Here is a 21,147-nt window from a genome sequence, read left to right on the forward strand (position 1 = left end):
TCCTTAAAGCTAACGGTTAGTGTTACGGTCGGCCGCATGAAGAAAGTGAGCTTCGCCGAGTTCGGCGGCCCCGACGTCCTCCGCCTCATCGACGCCGAGGAGCCCCACGCAGGCCCCGGCCGGATACGTGTCGCCGTACGGGCGGCGGGGGTGAACCCCGTCGACTGGAGAATCCGCGAGGGCCAGATGCGGCCGGCTCTTCCGGCCGCGCTGCCGTCCGGTGTCGGACTGGACGCGGCCGGGGTGGTGGACGAGGTCGGCGAGGGCGTCGAAGGGGTCCATGTCGGCGACCGCGTGTTCGGCGAAGGCGTCGACACCTACGCCGAGTTCGCCGTGCTGCATGCCTGGGCCCGCATGCCCGCGGGGCTCTCGTTCGAGGAGGCGGCCGGCTACCCCTCGGTCATGGAGACCGCGCTGCGCATCCTCCGCGAGTCCGGCATGCGCCCCGGACAGAACCTGCTGGTCAGCGGCGCGTCGGGAGGGGTCGGGTCGGCAGTGCTCCAGATCGCCCGCGAGCGCGGCATCACGGTGATCGGCACGGCCGGGGCGGCGAACCAGGAGTATCTGCGCAGCATGGGGGCGCACGCCACGACGTACGACGAGGGCTGGGCCGAGCGGATACGGGCGTTCATCGAGGTGGACGCGGCCCTCGACCTGGCCGGCGCGGGCGTCGTCCGCGAACTCGCCGAGCTGACCGGGGACCCTGCGAAGGTGATCTCCATAGCCGACCCGACCGCGCCGGACCTCGGCGCCCGCTTCTCCCACGTGGCCGGCAGCATGCCGGACGCCCTCGAGGAGACCGTCCGCCTCATCGGAGAGGGCAAGCTGCACATCCCGGTCGAGAAGTCCTACACCCTCGCCGAGGCCGCGTCCGCCCACACCGACAGCCAGGCGGGGCACACCCGGGGGCGGCGGGTGATCGTCGTCTGACCGTTCGTCCGCGGGGCCGCTGACGCGTCCACCGTCACCGGCCCCGCGTACACGGTTCTTGCGGCAGCCCGCAGGCTCGTCCGCCAACGGTCACGTCCGGCCAGAAACTCTCCGACGGTCCGGACGAAGTGCTTCGGGCCGTCGACCCACGGGTTGTGCGCGGCGCTCTCCTGAACCACGTGCTCGCCTCGGGAAGAGACCCGCCACATCACCAAGGCGGTCCCGGGACCGCGGCGTTCGGGGCGTGCGGGCTGAGTGGTCACCGGAAGTAGCGCTCCCCGCTTTCGAGTTGCCGGAGTCCCACGCTTCACCACGGGGCCCGAGAGTGGCGACCTCCACCGCAGGAGTTTGAGAACAGTCGTTCTTGACTGAACGTTCTTCAACGTCATAGGATCATCGACATGGGACGACCACGCGCTTTCGATACCGGCCAGGCCGTCGAGGCCGCGGCCGCTCTCTTCGCCACCCATGGGTACGAGGGCACCTCCGTCGACGACCTGGTCACCGCCACCGGTGTGCACCGGGGCAGCCTCTACAAGGTGTTCGGGTCGAAGAGGGGGCTGCACCTGACCGCCCTCCGCAGCCACCTCGACCACGAGATCCATCCGACCACCGCTGCCATCGCCACGCTCACCGACCCCGAGCAGGCCCTGACCACGGCCATCGCCTCGTACGACAACGGGCCGGCCGCCGGGCTGCTGCTGCTCGCCGCCGCCGAGCGCGCGCCGCTCGACGCCGATGTCGCCGCGCTCGTCGCGGAGGGCATCGCCGCGCTGGAGGACGCCCTGCGTCCCTCCCACGGCGACGCGGCGTCCGAGCTCGCCTCCACCGTCCTCGGCGCCCGCCTCCGGCTGCGCGCCGCCCCGCCGACCGCTTCCAAGGAGCACTGACCATGGCCCTGATCTCCGTCGACCGCGAACGCGGCCTGCTGACCGTCGAGTTCCAGGGCCTCGACAAACTCTGGACGCTCAAGAGCCGTCTGGAGATTCCCCTCGCCCATGTGCGCGGCGCCACCCACGACCCCGGAATGGCGCGCGGGCCGAAGGGCTTCCGGGTCGCCGGCACCCAGTTCCCGGGCCTCATCACCGCCGGCCGGTTCCGGCGGCACGGGGAGCGTCTCTTCTGGGACGTGAAGAACCCCGACAAGGCGGTCGTCGTCGAGTTGGCCGACGGCGAGACCTACGACCGCCTCGTCATCGAAGTCGACGACCCGCGCGCCACCGTCGCCCTCATCGAGGAGTGCATTACGCGCAGTTGACGTCCGGGGCCGGCTACCCACCGCGCAGGCGCCCCCGTCGAGCATGCACCGCGCCGGTGTGGTCGGCGAGGTAGCCGAGGGTGACGCTCGCGCCGGGGGCGATCGCGACGTTGTGGGGGAGGTTGACTGTCTGACGGCACCGTACCCACGCTGAGCGCGGCCCCGGGCGCCCGCCGCGGCGACGCCCGGTGCGACACATCGAGGGCGCCGCCCTCGTCACGTACGGCGGATGCGCGTACGCCCGAACGGGGCGGCGCCCTCGGGAAGGTGCGCGGGGGCCGCCCGGGTGAGCGGCCTGCTCCGGATCAGGCCTTGGCTTCGGCCTTGGTGGCGATGTTGGAGCTGGTGACGTCCTTCTTCTTGTGCGACTTGTCGCCGATCATCACCAGACCAACGATGATCACGAAGAGCGCGATCGGGGCCAGGACGTAGAGCCCCAGCGTCTCGACGACGCTCAGGCCCGTGCCGGGGTCGTCGCCGTCGTCGCGGGTGAGCGCGAGCGCGGGGGACGTCATGAGCAGCATCATCAGCGTCGTACCGGCTGCCAGGGCGCCGGCGCGCAGGGCGTTCTTGTTGTCCACGGTCCCAAAGTATCGAACGCGGGTTGGCTGCGCGCGCTCGGGGTGGCGTAAAGGGCTGCGGTGATGCCGGTGAGGGGTGCCGGGTGCGCCGGGCAGGGGCGCCGGGTGCGCCGGAGTGAGGGCTCGGCCGGGGGATTCTGCGCGGCCCGGCGCTTGCGGGGTGCCTCCCCCACTCTCGGCTCCGCTCGAGCGGGAGGTGCCCCCACCGCCCACCCTCCCCCATCGCCCTGGGGGCACCTCCCAGGCCTTTGGGGCACTGGGGGAGGCACGACTGCCCGCGGCGGGCGGGCCGGAGGGCAGCAGGGCGGGCCGCGCGAGGGGGCCGGCTCGCCGGAGCTGCGGGCGGGGTTCTCACTCCCGCAGGACGTCCATCAGGGCCCGCAACCGGGACGACGCCGCCAGTTCCTCCAGCGTCACCGGCCGGCCGGCCGCGTCGGCGATCGGCAGGCGCCAGTTCGGGTACTGGTCCCAGGTGCCCGGCAGGTTCTGGGGGCGGCGGTCGCCGATGCCGTCCGGGAGCCATACGCCGATCATGCGGGCCGGGGTCCGCAGCAGGTAGCGGTGGACGGCCTGGATCTCCGCCTCCTCCTCAGCGGGAGCTCGAAGCAGTCCGAGCCGTGCCAGCAGTTCCCGCCACTCCCGCACATCCGCCGCCGCCTCCGCCCGCTCCTCCGCCAGGGGCCGGGTCAGCAGGCCCAGGCTGTCCCGGAGCTCCACATGCTCGCCGCTCAGGCGGGACGCCGTGGAGGGCAGGTCGTGGGTGGTGGCCGTCGCCAGGCAGTCCGCGCGCCAGCCGTCCGGCGGCAGCGGGCGGCGGTCGCCCTCCCAGTCCCGCTCGAACCACAGCACCGAGGTGCCGTACACACCGCGTTCGCGCAGTGCCTCGCGGACGCCCGGCTCGACGGTCCCCAGGTCCTCGCCGATCACCATCGCCCCGGCGCGGGAGGCCTCCAGGACGAGCACGGCGAGCATGGCCTCGGCGTCGTAGTGGACGTAGGTGCCCTCCGTGGGCGGGTGGCCCTCGGGGACCCACCAGAGCCGGAACAGGCCCATGACGTGGTCGATGCGCAGGGCGCCCGCGTACCGGAACAGGGCCCGGAGCAGGGCGCGGAAGGGCGCGTACCCGGAGTCGGCGAGGCGGTCGGGGCGCCAGGGCGGCAGGCCCCAGTCCTGGCCGCGCGCGTTGAAGGCGTCCGGGGGCGCGCCGACCGACATGCCGGCCGCGAAGTGGTCCTGCTGCGCCCACGCGTCGGCGCCGGCGGGGTGGACGCCGACGGCGAGGTCGTGGACGATCCCGACCGGCATGCCCGCCTCCCGCGCGGCGCGCTGGGCGGCGGTGAGCTGCGTGTCGGTGAGCCAGACGAGACGGGAGTGGAAGTCGACGCGGTGCGCCAGGTCGCGGCGGGCGCGGGCGGTCTCCGGTGAGCGCGGGTCGCGCAGGGGGGCGGGCCAGCGGTGCCAGTCGGCGCCGTGGACCTCCGTGAGGGCGTACCAGGTGGCGTGGTCCTGGAGGGCCTGGCCCTGTGCGGTGAGGAAGTCGGCGTAGGCGGCGCGGCGGCCGGGGCCGAGCGGCACCTCGTGGACCAGTTCCAGCGCTTCCCGCTTGGCCTCCCAGACGGCGTCCCGGTCGATCAGCGCGCCCTTCTCCAGCACCGCCTCGCGCAGTTCCGCCGCCCGGTCCAGCAGGGCGCGTACGCGGTCCCGGTCCTCGACGTACGCGAACTCGGGGACGTCCTCGACGCGCAGATGGACCGGGTCGGGGAAGCGGCGGGAGGAGGGGCGGTAGGGAGAGGGATCGGTCGGGGGGCCGGGGACGGCCGCGTGCAGGGGGTTGACCTGGACGAATCCGGCGCCGAGGGTGCGTCCGGCCCAGCCGGCGAGTTCGCCGAGGTCGGCGAGGTCGCCCATGCCCCAGGAGCGGCGGGAGAGGAGGGAGTAGAGCTGGACCAGGAGGCCGTACGAGCGTCCGGGGTGGGCGGGCAGCGCGGTCGGGGCGACGATCAGGTGGGCGTGGGTGGTACGGCCGTCGGAGGCGGTGGCGGTCACCGTGTGCACGCCGGGCGGGAGGTGCTCGGCCGAGGCGCGGGTCTCGCCCTGTTCGGTGCGGATGCTCAGCCGGGTGGTCGCGGGGAGCGCGGCGAGGGCGGCCGGTGTGCCGGTGCCCCAGCCGACGACGGTGGGGGGCAGCAGCCGTGCGTCGAGTTCGCGTGCGCGGGCGGTGAGGGCGCCGCGGACGGCGTCCGGGGTCGCGGTGTCCACGCCGAGGGCGGCCAGCGCGAGGGTGACGGCGGTGGCCGAGGCCGCGACCGTGCGGTCCGGTGAGGGCCGGTACGAGGTGGCGACGCCGTGCAGCGCGGCGAGCCGGGACAGGTCCTCGGAAGGGGGCTCGGCCGGCCGTGGCGCGCTCACCCTAGGGCTCCGGGCGGTACTGGGCCGGGAAGGAGTCGAGGCCGGAGGCGTCCGAGGAGTCCAGGTAGGCGTCGGACTCGCTGGTCAGGGGGGTGGCTTCGGCGAGGGGCGGTTCGCTGGTGAGCGGTTCGGCGTCCGGCAGCGGGGGTTCGCTGGTCAGCGGGAGGTCGATGCTGGGGCCCTCCGCGCTGAAGACGCAGAGGTGGAGGCCGGCGGCGGAGGTCTCCGCCGTGGGTTTGGACAGGGCCGGGGAAGGAACGTATGCCGGTGCGGTCACAGATGGTCTCCTCGTCGAGCACGGTGCGCGGGTCACGCGGGCGTGCGGGTGCGGGTCGTACGGGTTATCCCGCAGCCCTACCCAGCGGGCGCGATGCCAGACGCACAAAGTCTTTCAACGTGATCCTGCTCACATCCTGCTCCCGTCCCCTCCTCCCACAGTGGGGCAAACACGCCACAACGTCCACTCTCATTGACACGTTCACCGCAGGAGTGGTGGGCTCGGGGTTCCCCGGTAACGGAATGGACACGGCCGTTCGGTCAGGTGGCCGGCCGGCCGACCCGAGCACATCAGGAGGGCCCGTGCGGCTGCGGCGTGGGAGGACGGCCAACGCCAGGAGGACCGCCCTCGCGGTCGCCGTGCTCGCCGGAACCCTGGGCGCCGCGGCCGCACCGGTCGCCGTGGCCGCGCCGGTCGCCGTGGCGGCGCCGGTCGCCGTGGCGGCGCCGGTCGCGCCCGGGACGAGCACGCCGCCCGCACCCGGGGCGACCACCTCACCCGCCGCCGACCCGGTCGGGGTCACGGCCCCGTCCGTGTGGCCGCGTCCCCACTCCCTGCGCACGAACGGCGCCCCGGTCCGGGTGACCGAGGAGGTCGCCCTGGTCACGGACGACGCGGCCGACCCGTACGCCCTCGACGCGCTCAGGGAGCTGCTGCGGGCGGCCGGGGCGCGCCGGTTCACCGCCCCCGGCGCATCGGTGCCCAAGGGGGCGCTCGTGGTGCGGGTGGGCAGGGAACGCGCCCCGGGCGACCCCCGCCGCGCCCTTCCCGCCGGTGGCTACACCCTGACCACCGGCCGGGGCGCCGTCGCGCTCACCCGGGCCGACGGCGACGGCCTGTTCCACGCCGTGCAGACGCTGCGGCAGCTGCTGCGCCCGGACGGCACGATCGCCGCCGCCGTCGTACGCGACTGGCCGGCCACCGCGGTACGCGGCATCACCGAGGGCTTCTACGGCACCCCGTGGACGCACCGGCAGCGGCTGGCCCAGCTGGACTTCATGGGCCGCACCAAGCAGAACCGGTACCTCTACGCCCCCGGCGAGGACCCGCTGCGGCAGGCCCGCTGGCGGGAGCCGTACCCGGCCGAGCGGCGCGCGGAGTTCCGGGAACTGGCCGAGCGGGCGCGGCGCAACCATGTCACCCTCGGCTGGGCGGTGGCACCGGGGCAGGCGATGTGCTTCGCCTCGGACGAGGACCTGCGGGCACTGACCCGCAAGCTGGACGCGATGGAGGAGCTGGGCTTCCGCGCCTTCCAGCTCCAGTTCCAGGATGTGAGCTACAGCGAGTGGCACTGCGGGGCGGACGCCGACCGGTTCGGGTCCGGCCCCGAGGCCGCCGCCCGCGCCCAGGCGCGGGTGGCGAACGCGGTGGCCCGGCATCTGACCGGCCGCCACCCCGGCGCTCCCGCGCTGTCGTTGATGCCGACCGAGTACTACGAGGAGGGCTCGACCGCGTACCGGCAGGCGCTCGCGGACGCCCTGGACGCGGACATCGAGGTGGCGTGGACCGGGGTCGGGGTGGTGCCGCGCACCATCACCGGCGGGCAGCTGGCACAGGCACGCCAGGTGTTCGGGCATCCCCTGGTCACCATGGACAACTACCCGGTGAACGACTACGCCCCCGGCCGGATCTTCCTCGGCCCCTACCAGGGCCGCGAACCGGCCGTGGCCGCCGGTTCGGCCGCGCTGCTCGCCAACGCGATGGAGCAGCCGGAGGCGTCCCGCATCGCACTGTTCACGTCGGCCGACTTCGCCTGGAACCCGCGCGACTACCGCCCCCAGGAGTCCTGGCGGGCCGCCGTCGCCGACCTCGCCGGAGGTGACACCCGGCGCGAGGAGGCGCTGACGGCGCTCGCCGGGAACGCCGCGTCCTCGGTGCTGGGCGGCAGGGAGTCGGCGTATCTGCGTCCGCTGATGGAGGAGTTCTGGCGCACCCGGCCGACCGCGCGCGGTACCGCGGAGACCCCGGCGGCCGTCCGGCTGCGCGCGGCCTTCACCACCCTGCGGGATCTGCCGGGACGGCTGTCCGGCACGGCGCTGGCCGACGAGGTCGCCCCGTGGACGGAGCGGCTGGCCCGCTACGGCGAGGCCGGTACGACGGCCCTGGACCTGCTGCGCGCGCAGCAGGCCGGGGACACGGCCGCCGCCTGGACGGCGTTCCGGAAGCTGGGTGAGCAGCGGGACGGGGCGGCGGCGGCGCGGGCGAAGGCCGGCGAGGGCGTGCTGGAGCCGTTCCTGAGCCGGGCGCAGAAGGCGTACGAGAGCTGGGCGGGCATCGACCACGAGCCGCCCGCGCGGTCCGGCGGCGCACGCACCCTCGACCTCTCCCGCGCCCGGACGCTGGAGGCCGTGACGGTGCTCAGCGAGCCGGGGACCCGGGGCACGGTGGAGGTGCGGCGGGCGCCGGGCGGGGAGTGGCACCGGCTCGGCGCGCTGTCCGCGCGGGGCGCCACCGAGCTGCCCACCGGCGGCGAACCGGTCGCGGCCGTCCGGGTCACCGGTGCCGACCCCGCCACGGTCAGGCACCTGGTCCCGTGGTTCGCGGACGAGCCGGCCGCTTCCCTGGCGCTGCCCGACGACCGCGCGGACACCGACATCGGCGGCACCCGGCGGCTGACGGCCACCCTCGGCTCCCTGCGCCCCGACGAGATGCGCGGCAGGCTCACCGTCGAGGCGGCCCCGAAGGAGCTGGCCGTCCGGGTGCCGAAGGAGGCCCTGACCGTTCCGCGCGGTACGCCCGTGGAGGTGCCGGTCGAGGTGACCGTGAAGCCGGGTACGCCCGTCGGGCCGTACGAGGTCCGGCTCGGCTTCGGCGGCGCGACCCGGACACTGACAGTGCACGCCGTGCCCCCCGTCGGCGGCCCCGACCTCGCCCGCACCGGCCGGGCGAGCTCCTCGGCCGACGAGACCCCCGACTTCCCCGCTTCGGCCGCGAACGACGGGGACCCCGGAACCCGTTGGTCCTCCCCCGTGGAGGACGACGCCTGGTGGCAGGTGGAGCTGGAGCGACCGGTACGGCTGGGCAAGGTGGCGCTGCACTGGCAGGACGCGCATCCGTCGGCGTACCGCGTGGAGGTCTCCGGGGACGGCCGCAGCTGGCGCACGGCGGCGAAGATCCGCGACAGCGGGGGCGGCCGGGAGAGCGTCCGCATGGACGAGCCGGACGTGCGCCACGTCCGCGTCCAGGGCGAGCAGCGGGCGACCCGGTACGGCTACTCGCTGTGGTCGGTGGAGGCGTACGCGGTCGCGGACTGAGCGCGCCCCGGTCCCGTTGGGGAACTTCTCGGCGATCACTGGCCACACCGAACGCCGCCACGATCGTGGTGACGCGGGCACCGCCGAGTCGGCGGCATGGTGGTCGGCGTCGGCTACGCCGCTCTCACCGGGTCGGGCTCCTGGCCGTGGGCGGCGCTCCTGGTCCCACTCACTGTCTACGTCGCCTGCCTCCCGGCCACGGCGACGGCCCTGCCCCTGCTGCGCCGCTCGGTACGGCCGGGGAAGCCACGGTACGTGTGAGGTCGCCTCGGGGTGTGGAGCCGGGCCCGGCGGCCCCCCGCCGGGTCGCTTGCCGCACCAGTGACCGTGGCACTGCGGTCACCTCCGAGCAGGCAGCCGCCCCCACACCTCCGTGAACCGCGCCCACGCCTGCGGCGTGAGGCGGAGTATCGGGCCGCCGCCGGAGTTCTTGGAGTCACGGACGGCGACGGTTTCCGAGACGTTGAGGGCGACCTCCACGCACTCGCCGCTTCCGCTGCTGTAGCTGGACTTCACGAAGTCGAAGCCGTTCATCAATGCATGTCCTCGCACCTGACGCCGAAGTGTTCACGACTGTCCGCAGCACCCCGGAGCCGAGCCCTCACCGCAGGAAGCACACAGCCCCCGGGCACGGCCTCAGGCCGAGATGCCGTCGATCCGGGCCATCGCGTCGTCCGCGCCGTACGGCTGGAGGTACGGCAGCCAGCGTGGGTCCCGGTGGCCGGTGCCGATGATGCGCCAGGCCAGGCCGGTGGGCGGGGCGGGTTTGTGGCGCAGGCGCCAGCCCAGCTCGATCAGGTGACGGTCGGCCTTCATGTGGTTGCAGCGGCGGCAGGACGCCACCACGTTGTCCCAGACGTGCTTGCCCCCTCGGCTGCGCGGGATGACGTGGTCGACGCTGGTTGCGACGCCACCGCAGTACATGCACCGGCCCCCGTCACGGGCGAACAGTGCCCGGCGGGTGAGGGGAACGGGCCCCCGGTAGGGAACCCGGACGAAACGCTTGAGCCGGACCACGCTGGGCGCGGCGACAGTGACGGTCGCGCTGTGCAGATAGGCGCCGGTCTCCTCCAGGCAGACTGCCTTGTTCTCGAGGACGAGCACGAGCGCGCGGCGGAGCGGTACGACGCCGAGCGGCTCGTACGACGCGTTGAGGACCAGGACATGCGGCACGGATGGCCTCCTTGTACGCCGGCGGCGCGTGGCTCGCGCCGGGACGATCCGTAGTCAGTTTCCCCTCATGCCTGGTGGAAGCGCCACCATGTCCCGGTAACGGGCTGAGAGTGTTTTCGACCACATCCCGATGCATCCCCAGGATCATGGCCTGTTCACGCGTGGGTGAGGACGGTCTCTTCTTCACACATCGGGCCGATCCCCTCACAATGCCCCGTTAGTGTGGTGGTTCTGCCCGTCCGGTGGCCCGATCGTGACCGTGCCCGACGTGACCGCCGCACCGGGGCAGACCGTGCACCTGGAGGTACCCGCCGTGTCCTTGTCCGCCGTCCTGTCGGCCGCCGATCCGTCGCCGACGCCCTCGGAGTCCGTGACCCCTGTGGTGCCCTCGCTCCAGGATGCCCACGAGAGCGCCACCAACGCCGCCGGCTGGGTCGAGGAGAACTGGTCGACATGGCTCGCGATCGGGCTCAGGGTCCTGCTGATCCTGGTGATCGCGGTGGTGCTGAGAGTCGTGGTGCGGCGGGCGATCACCAAGCTGATCGACCGGATGTCCCGGACCGGCCAGGCGGTGGACAGCACCGCGCTCGGCGGTCTGCTGGTCAACGCCGAGCGGCGCCGTCAGCGCTCGCAGGCGATCGGCTCGGTGCTGCGCTCGGTGACGTCCTTCCTGATCCTGGGCACGGCCGCGCTGATGATCCTCGGCACCTTCCAGATCAACCTGGCCCCGCTGCTCGCCTCGGCCGGTGTCGCGGGTGTGGCGATCGGCTTCGGCGCGCGCAACCTGGTGACGGACTTCCTCTCCGGCGTCTTCATGATCCTGGAGGACCAGTACGGCGTCGGCGACTCGGTCGACGCGGGCGTGGCCTCCGGCGAGGTGATCGAGGTCGGGCTGCGGGTGACCAAGCTGCGCGGCGACAACGGTGAGATCTGGTACGTCCGCAACGGCGAGATCAAGCGCATCGGCAATCTGTCCCAGGGCTGGGCGACCGCCCATGTGGACGTCACGGTCCGCTCCGACGAGGACCTGGACCGGGTGAAGGCCACGCTGATCGAGGTCGCCGAGCGGACCAGCAAGGAGGAGCCCTGGAACGAGCTCCTGTGGAGCCCGGTCGAGGTGCTCGGCCTGGACTCCGTACTGCTGGAGTCGATGGTGTTCCGCGTCTCGGCGAAGACCATGCCGGGCAAGTCCCTGACCGTGGAGCGGGAGCTGCGCTGGCGCATCAAGCGCGCCTTCGACGCGACCGGGATCCGTATCGTCGGAGGCGCCACGGCGGTGGAGGACGCGCCGGCCGCCGACCCGACGGCCGGGATGGCGGCCCCGTCCGCCTACGCGAGTTCGCTCTCCCCGCAGTCGCTGGCCGCGTCCCCGCTGCCCCCGCCCAACATCACGAAGTAACCGCCGGCTCCTGGAGGGCGGCACCCGGAACCGACCGGGTGCCGCCCTTTCCCGTGCCCCCTCTTGACGCCTCGTTCACGCCGGGCTTACGTTCCTCCCCATCCGACAGGAAACTTTCCTAACAATGATCGGGGTCGGACGCCCGGTCGGTGCGGACCCGCCCGGATGGACGTCCCGCGGCGGCCGCTGAGAAGCTGGGCAGTCGAAGAAGGGCAGGTGTCGCACCCATGGCAGGAACCGCCGGTACGCCGGGCACCCCGCGTGTGCTGCGCGCCATGAACGACCGCACCGCCCTGGACCTCCTGCTGGAGCACGGGCCGCTGTCCCGCACCCGGATCGGCAAGCTCACCGGCCTGTCCAAGCCGACCGCCTCCCAGCTCCTGGCCCGCCTGGAAGCGGCCGGACTGGTCCTCGCCACCGGCACCACCGAGGGCCGCCCCGGCCCCAGCGCCCAGCTGTACGAGGTCAACCCGGCCGCCGCCCACGCGGCCGGGCTCGACGTCACGCCCCAGCGCATACGCGCCGCCGTCGCCGACATCACCGGCCGCACGGTCGGCCACTACGAGCTGCCCACCCCCGGCCGCCGCCCGGCGACCTCCGTCGTCCAGCAGGTCACCGACGCCCTGGACGGCGCGGTGAAGGCGGCGGGACTGTCCCGCTCCGACATCCACCGCCTGGTGATAGGAACTCCGGGCGCCTTCGACCCGAACACCGGGCGGCTGCGCTACGCCTCCCACCTCCCCGGCTGGCACTCCCCCACGCTGCTCGGCGAACTGGCCGCCGCGCTGCCGATGCCGTTCGAGTACGAGAACGACGTCAACCTGGTCGCCCTGGCCGAGCAGCGTCTCGGCGCGGCCCGCGACCACACCGACTTCGTCCTGCTGTGGAACCAGGAGGGCCTGGGTGCCGCCCTGGTACTCGGCGGCCGGCTGCACCGGGGCTGGACCGGCGGCGCAGGCGAGGTCGGCTTCCTGCCGGTGCCGGGCGCGCCCCTGGTCCGTCAGGTCACCAGGGCCAACAGCGGCGGCTTCCAGGAGCTGGCCGGCGCCCAGGCCGTCCCGGGAATCGCCCGCGAGCTGGGCGTCACGGACATCCCGCAGGGCCCCTACACCGAGACGGCGGCCGCCCTCCTCGAACGCGCGGCGACCTCCCCCCTCGACGGCACCCCCCACCACCGCTTCCTCCAGACCTACGCCACCCGCCTGGCCACCGGTCTCGCCTCCCTGGTCTCCGTCCTCGACCCCGAACTCGTCGTCCTGAGCGGCACCGCCCTCACCTCCGGCGGCGAGGTGCTGCGCGCCCTGATCCAGGACGAACTGGAAGAGCTGGCCGCCCCGCGCCCCCGCCTCGTCGTGGGCGACGTCCGTGAACACCCCGTGCTGCGCGGCGCGCTGGAGAGCGCGCTGGCGACCACCCGCGACGAGGTCTTCGACACCTCCCGCTAGCCCGCCCCGTTCCCCCCTTCCCCCCTTCCCCCTCCCACCCCTGCCCCAGGGAGCATTGTCATGCCCGGAATATCCAGAAAAGCGACGTTCACGCTGGCCGCCACGGCCTCCCTCGCCCTCCTCACCACCGCCTGCACCGGCCAGTCCGAAGCCGGCGCCACGGACGACCCGAACGCCGATACGACCCTCACCTTCTGGCACGGCTGGAGCGCACCCGCCGAGGTGAAGGCGGTCCAGGAGAACGTGGACCGCTTCGAGAAGGCCCACCCCCACATCAAGGTGAAGGTCGTCGGCAACATCAACGACGACAAGCTCAACCAGGCCCTGCGCGCGGGCGGTTCGAAGGGTCCCGACGTGGTCTCCTCGTTCACCACGTCCAACATCGGAAAATTCTGCTCCTCGGGCGCCTTCCTGGACCTGAAGCCCTTCATCGAGAAGTCGAAGCTCGACCTCGAGGCGACGATCCCGGAACCGATGCTGGACTACACCCAGTTCGAGGGCACCCGCTGCGCCCTCCCCCTGCTCGGCGACGCCTACGGCCTCTACTACAACAAGGACGCCTTCGAGGCGGCAGGCATCACCGAACCCCCCAAGACCTGGTCGGAGTTCGCCGAGACGGCCAAGAAGCTCACCCGGCCGAAGGGCGGCACCTACGAGCAACTCGGCTTCATGCCGAACTACCACGGCTACGAGACCGTCGTCGACCACTACATGTCCCAGTGGGACCACGCCTACTTCGATGCCGACGGCGCGTCGAACATCGCCGAGGACCCGGCGTTCGCCGAGATGTTCACGTACCAGAAGAAGCTCGTGGACGACCTCGGCGGCTTCGCGAAGCTGGAGAAGTACCGCAACACCTTCGGCGACGAGTGGGGCGCCGAACACCCCTTCCACACCGGCCAGGTGGCCATGCAGCTCGACGGCGAGTGGCGGCTCGGCATGGCGAAGGACGCCGGCGTGGACTTCGAGATCGGCACCGCGCCGCTCCCAGTCGCCGACGACGAGGTGGACGAGTACGGCAAGGGGTTCCTCTCCGGCACGATCATGGGCATCGCCCCGCAGAGCAGGAAGCAGAACGCCGCGTGGGAGCTGGTGAAGTACATGACGACCGACACCGAGGCGGTCGTCTCCTTCGCCAACGCCATCCGCAACGTTCCCTCCACCTTCGAGGCCCTGAAGTCCCCCGACCTGAAGACGGACCCCGCCTTCAGAACCTTCCTGGACATCGCCCAGCACCCCGAGTCCAACACCCCGCCGGCCTCCGTCAACGGCTCGACGTACCAGACGACGCTCCAGGACTTCGGCTTCCGGTACGAGTCCGGAAAGGTCAAGGACCTCAAGGCGGGCCTGAGGAAGACCGCCGAACAGATCGACCGGGACATCGAGCAGGCGAAGTAGCCCCCGATGACCGCGCCCACGCACACACTCCGCGCGAAGCGCCGCGCCTCGACGCTGAGAACGCTCGCCTTCCTCTCCCCCTGGATCATCGGCTTCGGCGTCTTCTTCGCCTATCCGCTCATCTCCACCCTGTACTTCTCCCTGATGAAGTACGACGGCTTCGGCGTCCCGGAGTTCCGGGGCCTGGGCAACTGGACCTACGTCTTCCAGGACTATCCGCTGTTCTGGCCCGCCCTGCGCAACACCCTCTGGCTGGTCCTGGTGATGGTGACCTGCCGGGTGGTGTTCGGCCTGGGCGTCGGCCTGCTCATCACGAAGATCAGAACGGCCACGGGCGCCTTCCGCACCCTCTTCTACCTCCCCTATCTCGCCCCGCCGGTGGCGGCGACCCTGGCCTTCGTCTTCCTCCTCAACCCCGGCACGGGCCCGGTCAACTCCGTACTGGAGCAACTGGGTCTGCCGGCCCCGGGCTGGTTCACGGACGCCACCTGGTCCAAGCCGGCCCTGACCGCACTCGCCCTGTGGGGCGTGGGCGACCTGATGGTCATCTTCATGGCCGCCCTGCTGGACGTCCCGAAGGAGCAGTACGAGGCCGCGGCACTGGATGGGGCGTCCCCCTGGCAGCGCTTCCGCTTCGTCACCCTCCCCAGCATCTCCCCCATCGTCCTGTTCGCCGTGGTCACGGGCGTGATCCAGACGATGCAGTACTACACACAGCCCCTGGTGGCGGGGAAGGTCGCCTCGGGAGTCATCGGCGGCTCCGGCCAGCAGTTCGAGCCGGGCTACCCGGACAAGTCGACCCTCACCCTCCCCCAACTCGTCTACAACCTCGGCTTCCAGCGCTTCGACTACGGCGCGGCCTGCGTGGTGGCCCTGGTCCTCTTCGCCCTGTCGATGGCCTGCACGGCCCTGCTGATGCGCCGCCGCGGCGGCCTGATCCAGGCAGGTGACCGATGACCCGGCCACCGGACACGCCGGCGGCAGCACGGCCCGCACGGCGCACCGCCACGCTGGAATGGATCGGGGTGCACGCCCTCGGCGTGGCGGCCGCGCTCTTCTTCACGCTGCCGTTCCTCTTCGTGGTCCTGACCTCCCTCATGTCCGACCAGCAGGCCCTCACCCGCGACCTGGTCCCGGACACCTGGGTGTGGGACAACTACCGCACGGTGTGGAACACCCCCGGCTTCCTCACCTGGTGGCGCAACACCCTGCTCTACGCCGGCCTCGGCACCGTCCTCACGGTGGTGTCGTCCCTGCCCGTCGCCTACGCGCTCGCCAAGTTCCGCTTCCGGGGCCGGAATCTCTCGGTCATGCTGGTGATCTCGATGATGATGCTGCCGCCGCAGGTGGTCGTCATCCCGATGTACCTGTTCTGGGCGAAGCAACTGGACCTCTCCGGCACCCTCTGGCCACTGATCGTCCCGATGGCGTTCGGCGACGCCTTCTCGATCTTCCTGCTGCGCCAGTTCCTCCTCACCATCCCCGACGAGTACCTGGACGCGGCCCGCGTCGACGGCTGCGGCGAACTGCGCACGCTCCTCACCGTCGTGCTCCCCATGGCCAGACCGGGCATCGCCGCCGTGGCCCTCTTCCAGTTCTTCTACGCCTGGAACGACTACTTCGGACCGCAGATCTACGCGTCGGAGAACCCAAGCGCGTGGACCCTCTCCTACGGTCTGGAGTCGTTCAAGGGCGCCCACCACACCGACTGGAACCTCACCATGGCGGCGACGGTGCTCGTCATGGCCCCCGTGATCCTCGTGTTCTTCTTCGCCCAGAAGGCGTTCGTCGAGGGCGTCACCCTCACCGGAGTGAAGGGATAGCAGAAAGACATGAAACTCACCGTGGTCGGCGGAGGCTCGACCTACACCCCCGAACTCGTCGACGGCTTCGCCCGTCTGAGGGACACCCTCCCCCTCACCGAACTGGTCCTCACCGACCCGGCGACGGACCGGCTCGACCTGATCGGCGCCCTGTCCCGCCGCATCTTCGCCCGTCAGGGCCACCCCGGCCGGATCACCACCACCACCGACCTGGACGCGGCGGTGGACGGCGCGGACGCGGTCCTCCTGCAGCTCCGGGTGGGCGGCCAGGCGGCCCGCCAACAGGACGAGACCTGGCCCCTGGACTGCGGCTGCGTCGGCCAGGAGACCACCGGCGCCGGCGGACTCGCCAAGGCGCTGCGCACCGTCCCCGTCGTCCTGGACATCGCCGAGCGGGTCCGCAGGGCCAACCCCGACGCCTGGATCATCGACTTCACCAACCCGGTGGGCATCGTCACCCGGGCCCTGCTCCAGGCCGGCCACAAGGCGCTGGGCCTGTGCAACGTGGCCATCGGCCTCCAGCGCAAGTTCGCGGCACTCCTGGACACCGACCCCTCCGGCATCCACCTGGACCACGTGGGCCTGAACCACCTCACCTGGGAGACGGCGGTACGACGGGGCGGCCCGGACGGCGAGGACGTCCTCCCCCACCTCCTCTCCGCGCACGGCGACACGATCGCCGCCGACCTCCGCCTGCCCCGCCCGCTGCTGGACCGTCTGGGCGTCGTCCCGTCCTACTACCTGCGCTACTTCTACACGCACGACGAGGTCGTACGGGAACAGCGCACCAAGCCCTCCCGGGCCGCCGAGGTGGGCGACATGGAACGCCGCCTCCTCGCCCTGTACGCGGACCCGGCCCTCGCCGAGAAGCCGGCCCTGCTGTCCCAGCGCGGCGGCGCCTACTACTCCGAGGCGGCGGTGGACCTGGCGGCGGCCCTGCTCCGCGGCGCGGGATCCCCGCACCAGGTGGTCAACACGTACAACAACGGCACCCTCCCCTTCCTCCCCGACGACGCGGTCGTCGAGGTCCAGGCGGCGGTGGGCCCGAAGGGCGCGAACCCGCTCCCGGTCGCCCCCGTGGACCCTCTCTTCGCGGGCCTGACCGCCGACGTCACGGCCTACGAGAACCTGGCCCTGGAGGCGGCCCTGCACGGCACCCGGGACCGGGTCTTCCGCGCCCTCCTCGCCCACCCCCTGATCGCCCAGTACGAGTACGCCGACCGCCTCACCGACGACCTGATCGCACACAACCGGGAGCACCTCACGTGGGCCTGACCGCAGGCGTCCTCGCCATCGACGCGGGCAACAGCAAGACGGACGTGGCGGTGATCGGATCCGACGGAACGGTGCTGGCGACGGCCCGGGGGGAGGGCTTCCGTCCCCCCGCCGTGGGTCTGGACACGGCGATGAGCACCCTCACCGGGACCGTCACCCGGGCCCTCACCGCCGCCGGAACCCCGGCCGTCTCCCACGTCTCGGCCTGCCTGGCCAACGCCGACCTCCCCGTCGAGGAGGAACAGCTGACGGCGGCGCTGGCCGCGTGCGGCTGGGGCTCGACCGTCGAGGTGCGCAACGACACGTTCGCGATCCTGCGCGCGGGGGTCACGGAGCCGCGGGGCGTGGCCGTCGTCTGCGGGGCGGGCATCAACTGCGTGGGCATGCGTCCCGACGGGCGCACCGCCCGCTTTCCGGCGATCGGGCGCATCTCCGGTGACTGGGGCGGGGGTTGGGCGCTGGCGGAGGAGGCGCTCTGGCACGCCGCCCGCGCGTCGGACGGTCGCGGGACACCGACGGCCCTGGCGGTCGCGCTGCCGGCGCACTTCGGGCTCTCCGGCATGCCCGAGCTGATCGAGGCGCTGCACCTCGAACACGTACCGCCCGCCCGACGGCATGAGCTGACTCCGGTCCTCTTCGCCACGGCGGCGGAGGGGGACGGGGTCGCGCGGGCGATCGTCGCCCGGCAGGCCGAGGAGATCGTGACGATGGCGGTCGTCGCGCTGACGCGACTGTCCCTGCTGGACGAGGAGACGCCCGTGGTGCTGGGCGGGGGTGTGCTGGCGGCGCGGCATCCGCTGCTGAACGACGCGATCCACGGCCTGCTCGCCGAGCGGGCGCCGAAGGCGGTGGCCCGGGTGGTAACCGAGAGTCCGGTGCTGGGGGCGGGGCTGCTGGGGCTGGACCGGTTGTCGGCGGGGGCGGACGCGCGGGCGCGCTTGCGCGCGTATTACGCGGGCTGACGGGCGGGGGGTTGGGCGGCTCGGTGCTTGACGGGTGCCCCGGCGTTGGTGCCGGGCGGGGGGTGTCTGCGCAGCCCGGCGCTTGCGGGGTGCCGTCGCGCCCACCCGTGCCGCCCCAGCGGCACGACTGCCCGCGGGAGCGGGAGCGGGAGCCGGAGCCGGAGCGGGAGCCGGAGCGGGAGCGGCGGTCGCGGGGCGCAGCGCCCGCCGAGGGCGGAAAGTACGGCACGACTGCCCGCATCCCGACCGGAACCGAACTGAATTCGTGGGCGTGTTCGTGGGCAGGGGCAAGGCGGGGCGGATCAGCGGCAATCGGGATGCAATCGGATCAAGATCGTGCCAAGGCCGGTGCATATGTCGGTCCTGACCGCGATACTTGCCGCGGAGGGGTGACCATGGGGGAGGTCAAGTGACACACACGCCGAACGGCGCGGCACCACCGGGCACCGCCGCGCCGCCCACGCTGCCGGCGGTACCAGCCCAGCGCACTCCGATCACGCCCTCTCCCCCTCCGCCTCCCGCCGCACGCCGTACCGCCTTCGCCGAAGGCGTGGACCGCCTGCGCAAGGCCGCCACCACGGAACCCGGCCGGCTCCGTGCCATCGGCGCGGTCCTGGCCGCCCTCGTCCTCGCGTTCGGCGCCGTGACGGCCTGGCAGATGACCGACCGGGCCGCGGCCGCCGACGACGTCCTCACCAGCAGCCAGCCCCTCACGTCGGACGCCGCCGACATCTACCGCTCCCTCGCGGACGCGAACACCGCGGCGTCCAGCGGCTTCCTGGCGGGCGGTCAGGAGACCGCCGCTTCCAGGGACCGGTACGAGAACGACATCCGCACGGCCGCCGCCAAACTCGTCAACGCCGCGGCCAACTCGGACCCCGGTTCCTCCTCCGCACGGACGATCACCGAGCTCAACCGTCTGCTCCCGGAGTACAAGGGCCTGGTGGAACGCGCCCGCACGTACAACCGCCAGGGCTTCCCCGTGGGCGGCGCCTACCTGCGGTACGCGAACGAGAAGATGCAGAAGGAGATGCTCCCGCGGGCGGAGGAGCTCTACACCACGGAGAACCAGCGGCTCCGCTCGGACTACGCGGACGCGACCCCCTACCCGTGGCCCGCGATAGCCCTCGGTCTCGCCGTCCTCGCCGCCCTCGCCTGGGCCCAGCGCCGCCACTACCTGCGCACCCACCGCGTGCTCAACCACGGCCTGGTGGCGGCCACGGCGACAGCGGCGGTCGTCCTGCTCTGGCTGACGGCCGGTCACACCCTCGCCCGCTCGAACCTGAACGACTCCTACGACCACGGCGTCCGCTCGCTCGGCGTCCTGCACGACGCGCGTATCGCCTCGCTGAAGGCCAGGGGCAACGAGAACCTCACCCTGGTGGCCCGCGGCGCGGAGACGACGACGGTGGGCGAGGAGACGTACGACGCGTACGACTACGACTTCGGACGCGACATGGACACCCTCGCGAAGGGGCTGGCCCAGGCCGGGCGGCTCGCGGACGACGCCGGCGGTGCGAAGCCGGTCACCGCGGCGGTGAGCAACATGACCGAGTGGAAGAAGCGTCACGCGGCCGCGCGTGAGCAGGACGAGAACGGCAACTACCAGCAGGCGCTGGACATGGTGATCGGCGCCGAGGGCGCGACGGGCGAGTGTTTCGACAGCGTCGACAAGAACCTGGCGACGGCGCTGGCGCACGAGAAGACGGAGTTCGAGCAGGCGGCCGGCACCGGCCGGGACGCGCTGACGGGCCTGCCGCTCGGCGCGGCGCTGCTCGCGATGCTGGGCGCGGCCGGTGCCGTACTGGGCATCGGCCGCAGGCTGTCGGAGTACCGATGAACGCGCACATGCCGGACCCGAGGGGGGCGACCGGGCAGAAGGGGGCGCCGAAGATGACCGCACAGGGCCCGCGGACCCGCCTGAAGGGCTGGGGCGGGGTGGGCGCGATGGCGACGGCCTGCGTCCTGGCGCTGGTCTTCGCCCTCCTCCTCACCTGCACCGGTTCCCAGGGCCGCAACCCGGCATCGACGACCGGCCAGTCCGTCTCCCACGCCGAAGCCGTCCGGGCCGACGAGGAGTGCGTGGACCCGGAGAAGCAGACCCTGCCCCCCGACGCCGCCGACGGCCCGACGATCGCGGCGATCAAGAACCGTCAGGGCGAGAAGCGCAAGCTGATCGTCGGGGTGGACCAGAACAGCTACCGCTGGGGCTACCGGGACCCCAACAGCGGTGAGGGCGGGAAGCTCGAGGGCTTCGACATCGATCTGGTGCACCGCATCGCCGAGGACATACTCGGCGACCCGGACGCGGTCCAGTTCAAGGCGATCCCGACCGACCAGCGCATCCCGGCGATCAAGGACGGCCGGGTCGACATGGTCGTCCGCACGATGACGATCAACTGCGCCCGCATCCAGGACGTGGCGTTCTCCGCGCCGTACTTCAAGACGGGCCAGCAGGTCCTCGCCCCGAAGTCCTCACCGGTCGAGGGGTACGACGCGACCCTGGCGGACCAGGAGATATGCACGGCGGCCGGCTCGACGGCGTACTCGACGCTGGAGGCGGACCAGAAGACGGGCCGGCTCCCGGCCTCCGCCGACATCCGCACGACGGTCCCCAACCAGCTGGACTGCCTGGTGCGGCTGCAGCTCGGTGAGGTGGACGCGGTGGTCACGGACGGCGCGCTCGCGGCCAGCCAGGCCGCGCAGGACCCCACGGTCGAGCTCAAGGGCGAGGCGTTCACGACCGAGTACTACGGCGTGGCGATGAAGAAGGAGGCGGACGATCTGGTCCGCCGGGTCAACCGGATCCTGGTGGACTTCCGTGCGGACCCGGCGGACGGCTGGCAGTCCTCGTACACCAGGTGGTTGTCGGCCACGCTCGGGGAAGACTCCTCCCGGTCGGCACCACCGGCCCCCGAGTACCTGCGCAGGAGCTGACCCGACACCCGACACCCGACACCCGA

Annotated in this window: 19 protein-coding genes; 14 read left to right on the plus strand and 5 right to left on the minus strand. The window is 72.5% G+C overall.

Features of this window, described 5'->3' with window-relative positions; genetic code table 11:
• Positions 1-36: 36 nt before the first annotated feature.
• The 3 genes from ACIF9R_RS18620 to ACIF9R_RS18630 all read left to right on the plus strand — a co-directional run bounded on the left by ACIF9R_RS18620 (position 37) and on the right by ACIF9R_RS18630 (position 2,188).
• Positions 37-930, plus strand: coding sequence for an NADP-dependent oxidoreductase (locus ACIF9R_RS18620; protein ID WP_399980997.1), 894 nt, complete (start codon positions 37-39; stop codon positions 928-930).
• 401 nt (positions 931-1,331) lie between these two features.
• Positions 1,332-1,820 (plus strand): TetR/AcrR family transcriptional regulator, encoded by a 489-nt coding sequence (locus ACIF9R_RS18625; RefSeq protein ID WP_399980999.1) that lies wholly within the window; start codon positions 1,332-1,334, stop codon positions 1,818-1,820.
• Between the two features lie 2 nt (positions 1,821-1,822).
• Positions 1,823-2,188: a hypothetical protein gene (locus ACIF9R_RS18630; RefSeq protein ID WP_399981002.1), complete on the plus strand. Its 366-nt coding sequence runs from the start codon at positions 1,823-1,825 to the stop codon at positions 2,186-2,188.
• Positions 2,189-2,493: 305 nt separating this feature from the next.
• On the opposite strand, the gene ACIF9R_RS18635 is transcribed toward ACIF9R_RS18630, so the two are convergent.
• The 3 genes from ACIF9R_RS18635 to ACIF9R_RS18645 all read right to left on the minus strand — a co-directional run bounded on the left by ACIF9R_RS18635 (position 2,494) and on the right by ACIF9R_RS18645 (position 5,455).
• A complete protein-coding gene (locus tag ACIF9R_RS18635; RefSeq protein WP_399981005.1) occupies positions 2,494-2,769 on the minus strand; it encodes a hypothetical protein in 276 nt (91 codons plus the stop codon).
• Between the two features lie 351 nt (positions 2,770-3,120).
• A complete protein-coding gene (gene malQ, locus ACIF9R_RS18640) occupies positions 3,121-5,178 on the minus strand; it encodes a 4-alpha-glucanotransferase (RefSeq protein WP_399981007.1) in 2,058 nt (685 codons plus the stop codon).
• 1 nt (position 5,179) lies between these two features.
• Positions 5,180-5,455, minus strand: a complete 276-nt coding sequence (locus ACIF9R_RS18645) for a hypothetical protein (protein WP_399981010.1) — start codon at positions 5,453-5,455, stop codon at positions 5,180-5,182.
• Between the two features lie 302 nt (positions 5,456-5,757).
• Between ACIF9R_RS18645 and ACIF9R_RS18650 the strand changes: the two genes are divergently transcribed.
• Together ACIF9R_RS18650 and ACIF9R_RS18655 are read left to right on the plus strand one after the other, a co-directional pair.
• Positions 5,758-8,709, plus strand: coding sequence for a beta-N-acetylglucosaminidase domain-containing protein (locus ACIF9R_RS18650; RefSeq protein ID WP_399981012.1), 2,952 nt, complete (start codon positions 5,758-5,760; stop codon positions 8,707-8,709).
• Positions 8,710-8,805: 96 nt separating this feature from the next.
• The gene (locus ACIF9R_RS18655; RefSeq protein WP_399981015.1) at positions 8,806-8,970 is read left to right on the plus strand and encodes a hypothetical protein; all 165 of its coding nucleotides are present in this window, start codon (positions 8,806-8,808) and stop codon (positions 8,968-8,970) included.
• A 78-nt stretch (positions 8,971-9,048) separates the two neighbouring features.
• Here ACIF9R_RS18655 and ACIF9R_RS18660 read toward each other — a convergent pair whose 3' ends face one another.
• Together ACIF9R_RS18660 and ACIF9R_RS18665 are read right to left on the minus strand one after the other, a co-directional pair.
• The gene (locus ACIF9R_RS18660) at positions 9,049-9,243 is read right to left on the minus strand and encodes a DUF397 domain-containing protein (RefSeq protein WP_399981017.1); all 195 of its coding nucleotides are present in this window, start codon (positions 9,241-9,243) and stop codon (positions 9,049-9,051) included.
• Positions 9,244-9,345: 102 nt separating this feature from the next.
• Positions 9,346-9,882 (minus strand): HNH endonuclease, encoded by a 537-nt coding sequence (locus ACIF9R_RS18665; protein ID WP_399981020.1) that lies wholly within the window; start codon positions 9,880-9,882, stop codon positions 9,346-9,348.
• Between the two features lie 313 nt (positions 9,883-10,195).
• Here ACIF9R_RS18665 and ACIF9R_RS18670 point away from each other — a divergent pair, with 313 nt between their 5' ends.
• The 9 genes from ACIF9R_RS18670 to ACIF9R_RS18710 all read left to right on the plus strand — a co-directional run bounded on the left by ACIF9R_RS18670 (position 10,196) and on the right by ACIF9R_RS18710 (position 21,121).
• The gene (locus tag ACIF9R_RS18670; RefSeq protein WP_399981157.1) at positions 10,196-11,281 is read left to right on the plus strand and encodes a mechanosensitive ion channel family protein; all 1,086 of its coding nucleotides are present in this window, start codon (positions 10,196-10,198) and stop codon (positions 11,279-11,281) included.
• Positions 11,282-11,508: 227 nt separating this feature from the next.
• Positions 11,509-12,726, plus strand: a complete 1,218-nt coding sequence (locus ACIF9R_RS18675; protein WP_399981023.1) for an ROK family protein — start codon at positions 11,509-11,511, stop codon at positions 12,724-12,726.
• A gap of 60 nt (positions 12,727-12,786) precedes the next feature.
• Positions 12,787-14,124 (plus strand): ABC transporter substrate-binding protein, encoded by a 1,338-nt coding sequence (locus tag ACIF9R_RS18680; protein WP_399981026.1) that lies wholly within the window; start codon positions 12,787-12,789, stop codon positions 14,122-14,124.
• 6 nt (positions 14,125-14,130) lie between these two features.
• Positions 14,131-15,081, plus strand: coding sequence for a carbohydrate ABC transporter permease (locus tag ACIF9R_RS18685; protein ID WP_399981029.1), 951 nt, complete (start codon positions 14,131-14,133; stop codon positions 15,079-15,081).
• Positions 15,078-15,947: a carbohydrate ABC transporter permease gene (locus ACIF9R_RS18690; RefSeq protein WP_399981032.1), complete on the plus strand. Its 870-nt coding sequence runs from the start codon at positions 15,078-15,080 to the stop codon at positions 15,945-15,947. Before ACIF9R_RS18685 ends, ACIF9R_RS18690 begins: the two co-directional genes overlap by 4 nt.
• 9 nt (positions 15,948-15,956) lie before the next feature.
• A complete protein-coding gene (locus ACIF9R_RS18695; RefSeq protein ID WP_399981034.1) occupies positions 15,957-17,222 on the plus strand; it encodes a 6-phospho-beta-glucosidase in 1,266 nt (421 codons plus the stop codon).
• Positions 17,213-18,184, plus strand: a complete 972-nt coding sequence (locus ACIF9R_RS18700; protein ID WP_399981037.1) for an N-acetylglucosamine kinase — start codon at positions 17,213-17,215, stop codon at positions 18,182-18,184. Before ACIF9R_RS18695 ends, ACIF9R_RS18700 begins: the two co-directional genes overlap by 10 nt.
• 409 nt (positions 18,185-18,593) lie before the next feature.
• Positions 18,594-20,024 carry a hypothetical protein gene (locus tag ACIF9R_RS18705; RefSeq protein WP_399981040.1) on the plus strand — a complete coding sequence of 477 codons (1,431 nt, stop codon included), beginning with the start codon at positions 18,594-18,596 and terminating at the stop codon, positions 20,022-20,024.
• A 53-nt stretch (positions 20,025-20,077) separates the two neighbouring features.
• Positions 20,078-21,121 (plus strand): glutamate ABC transporter substrate-binding protein, encoded by a 1,044-nt coding sequence (locus tag ACIF9R_RS18710; protein ID WP_399981042.1) that lies wholly within the window; start codon positions 20,078-20,080, stop codon positions 21,119-21,121.
• Positions 21,122-21,147 lie beyond the last annotated feature (26 nt).

The organism is Streptomyces sp. NPDC086080, assembly GCF_044540255.1.
GTDB lineage: Bacteria > Actinomycetota > Actinomycetes > Streptomycetales > Streptomycetaceae > Streptomyces.

Excerpts from the sequence above, each read along its gene's own strand:
- ACIF9R_RS18620 (WP_399980997.1), top strand. The coding sequence starts at position 37 with ATGAAGAAAGTGAGCTTCGCCGAGTTCGGCGGCCCCGACGTCCTCCGC.
- ACIF9R_RS18625 (WP_399980999.1), top strand. The coding sequence starts at position 1,332 with ATGGGACGACCACGCGCTTTCGATACCGGCCAGGCCGTCGAGGCCGCG.
- ACIF9R_RS18630 (WP_399981002.1), top strand. The coding sequence starts at position 1,823 with ATGGCCCTGATCTCCGTCGACCGCGAACGCGGCCTGCTGACCGTCGAG.
- ACIF9R_RS18655 (WP_399981015.1), top strand. The coding sequence starts at position 8,806 with ATGGTGGTCGGCGTCGGCTACGCCGCTCTCACCGGGTCGGGCTCCTGG.
- ACIF9R_RS18660 (WP_399981017.1), bottom strand. The coding sequence starts at position 9,243 with ATGAACGGCTTCGACTTCGTGAAGTCCAGCTACAGCAGCGGAAGCGGC.
- ACIF9R_RS18675 (WP_399981023.1), top strand. The coding sequence starts at position 11,509 with ATGGCAGGAACCGCCGGTACGCCGGGCACCCCGCGTGTGCTGCGCGCC.
- ACIF9R_RS18680 (WP_399981026.1), top strand. The coding sequence starts at position 12,787 with ATGCCCGGAATATCCAGAAAAGCGACGTTCACGCTGGCCGCCACGGCC.
- ACIF9R_RS18685 (WP_399981029.1), top strand. The coding sequence starts at position 14,131 with ATGACCGCGCCCACGCACACACTCCGCGCGAAGCGCCGCGCCTCGACG.
- ACIF9R_RS18690 (WP_399981032.1), top strand. The coding sequence starts at position 15,078 with ATGACCCGGCCACCGGACACGCCGGCGGCAGCACGGCCCGCACGGCGC.
- ACIF9R_RS18695 (WP_399981034.1), top strand. The coding sequence starts at position 15,957 with ATGAAACTCACCGTGGTCGGCGGAGGCTCGACCTACACCCCCGAACTC.
- ACIF9R_RS18710 (WP_399981042.1), top strand. The coding sequence starts at position 20,078 with ATGACCGCACAGGGCCCGCGGACCCGCCTGAAGGGCTGGGGCGGGGTG.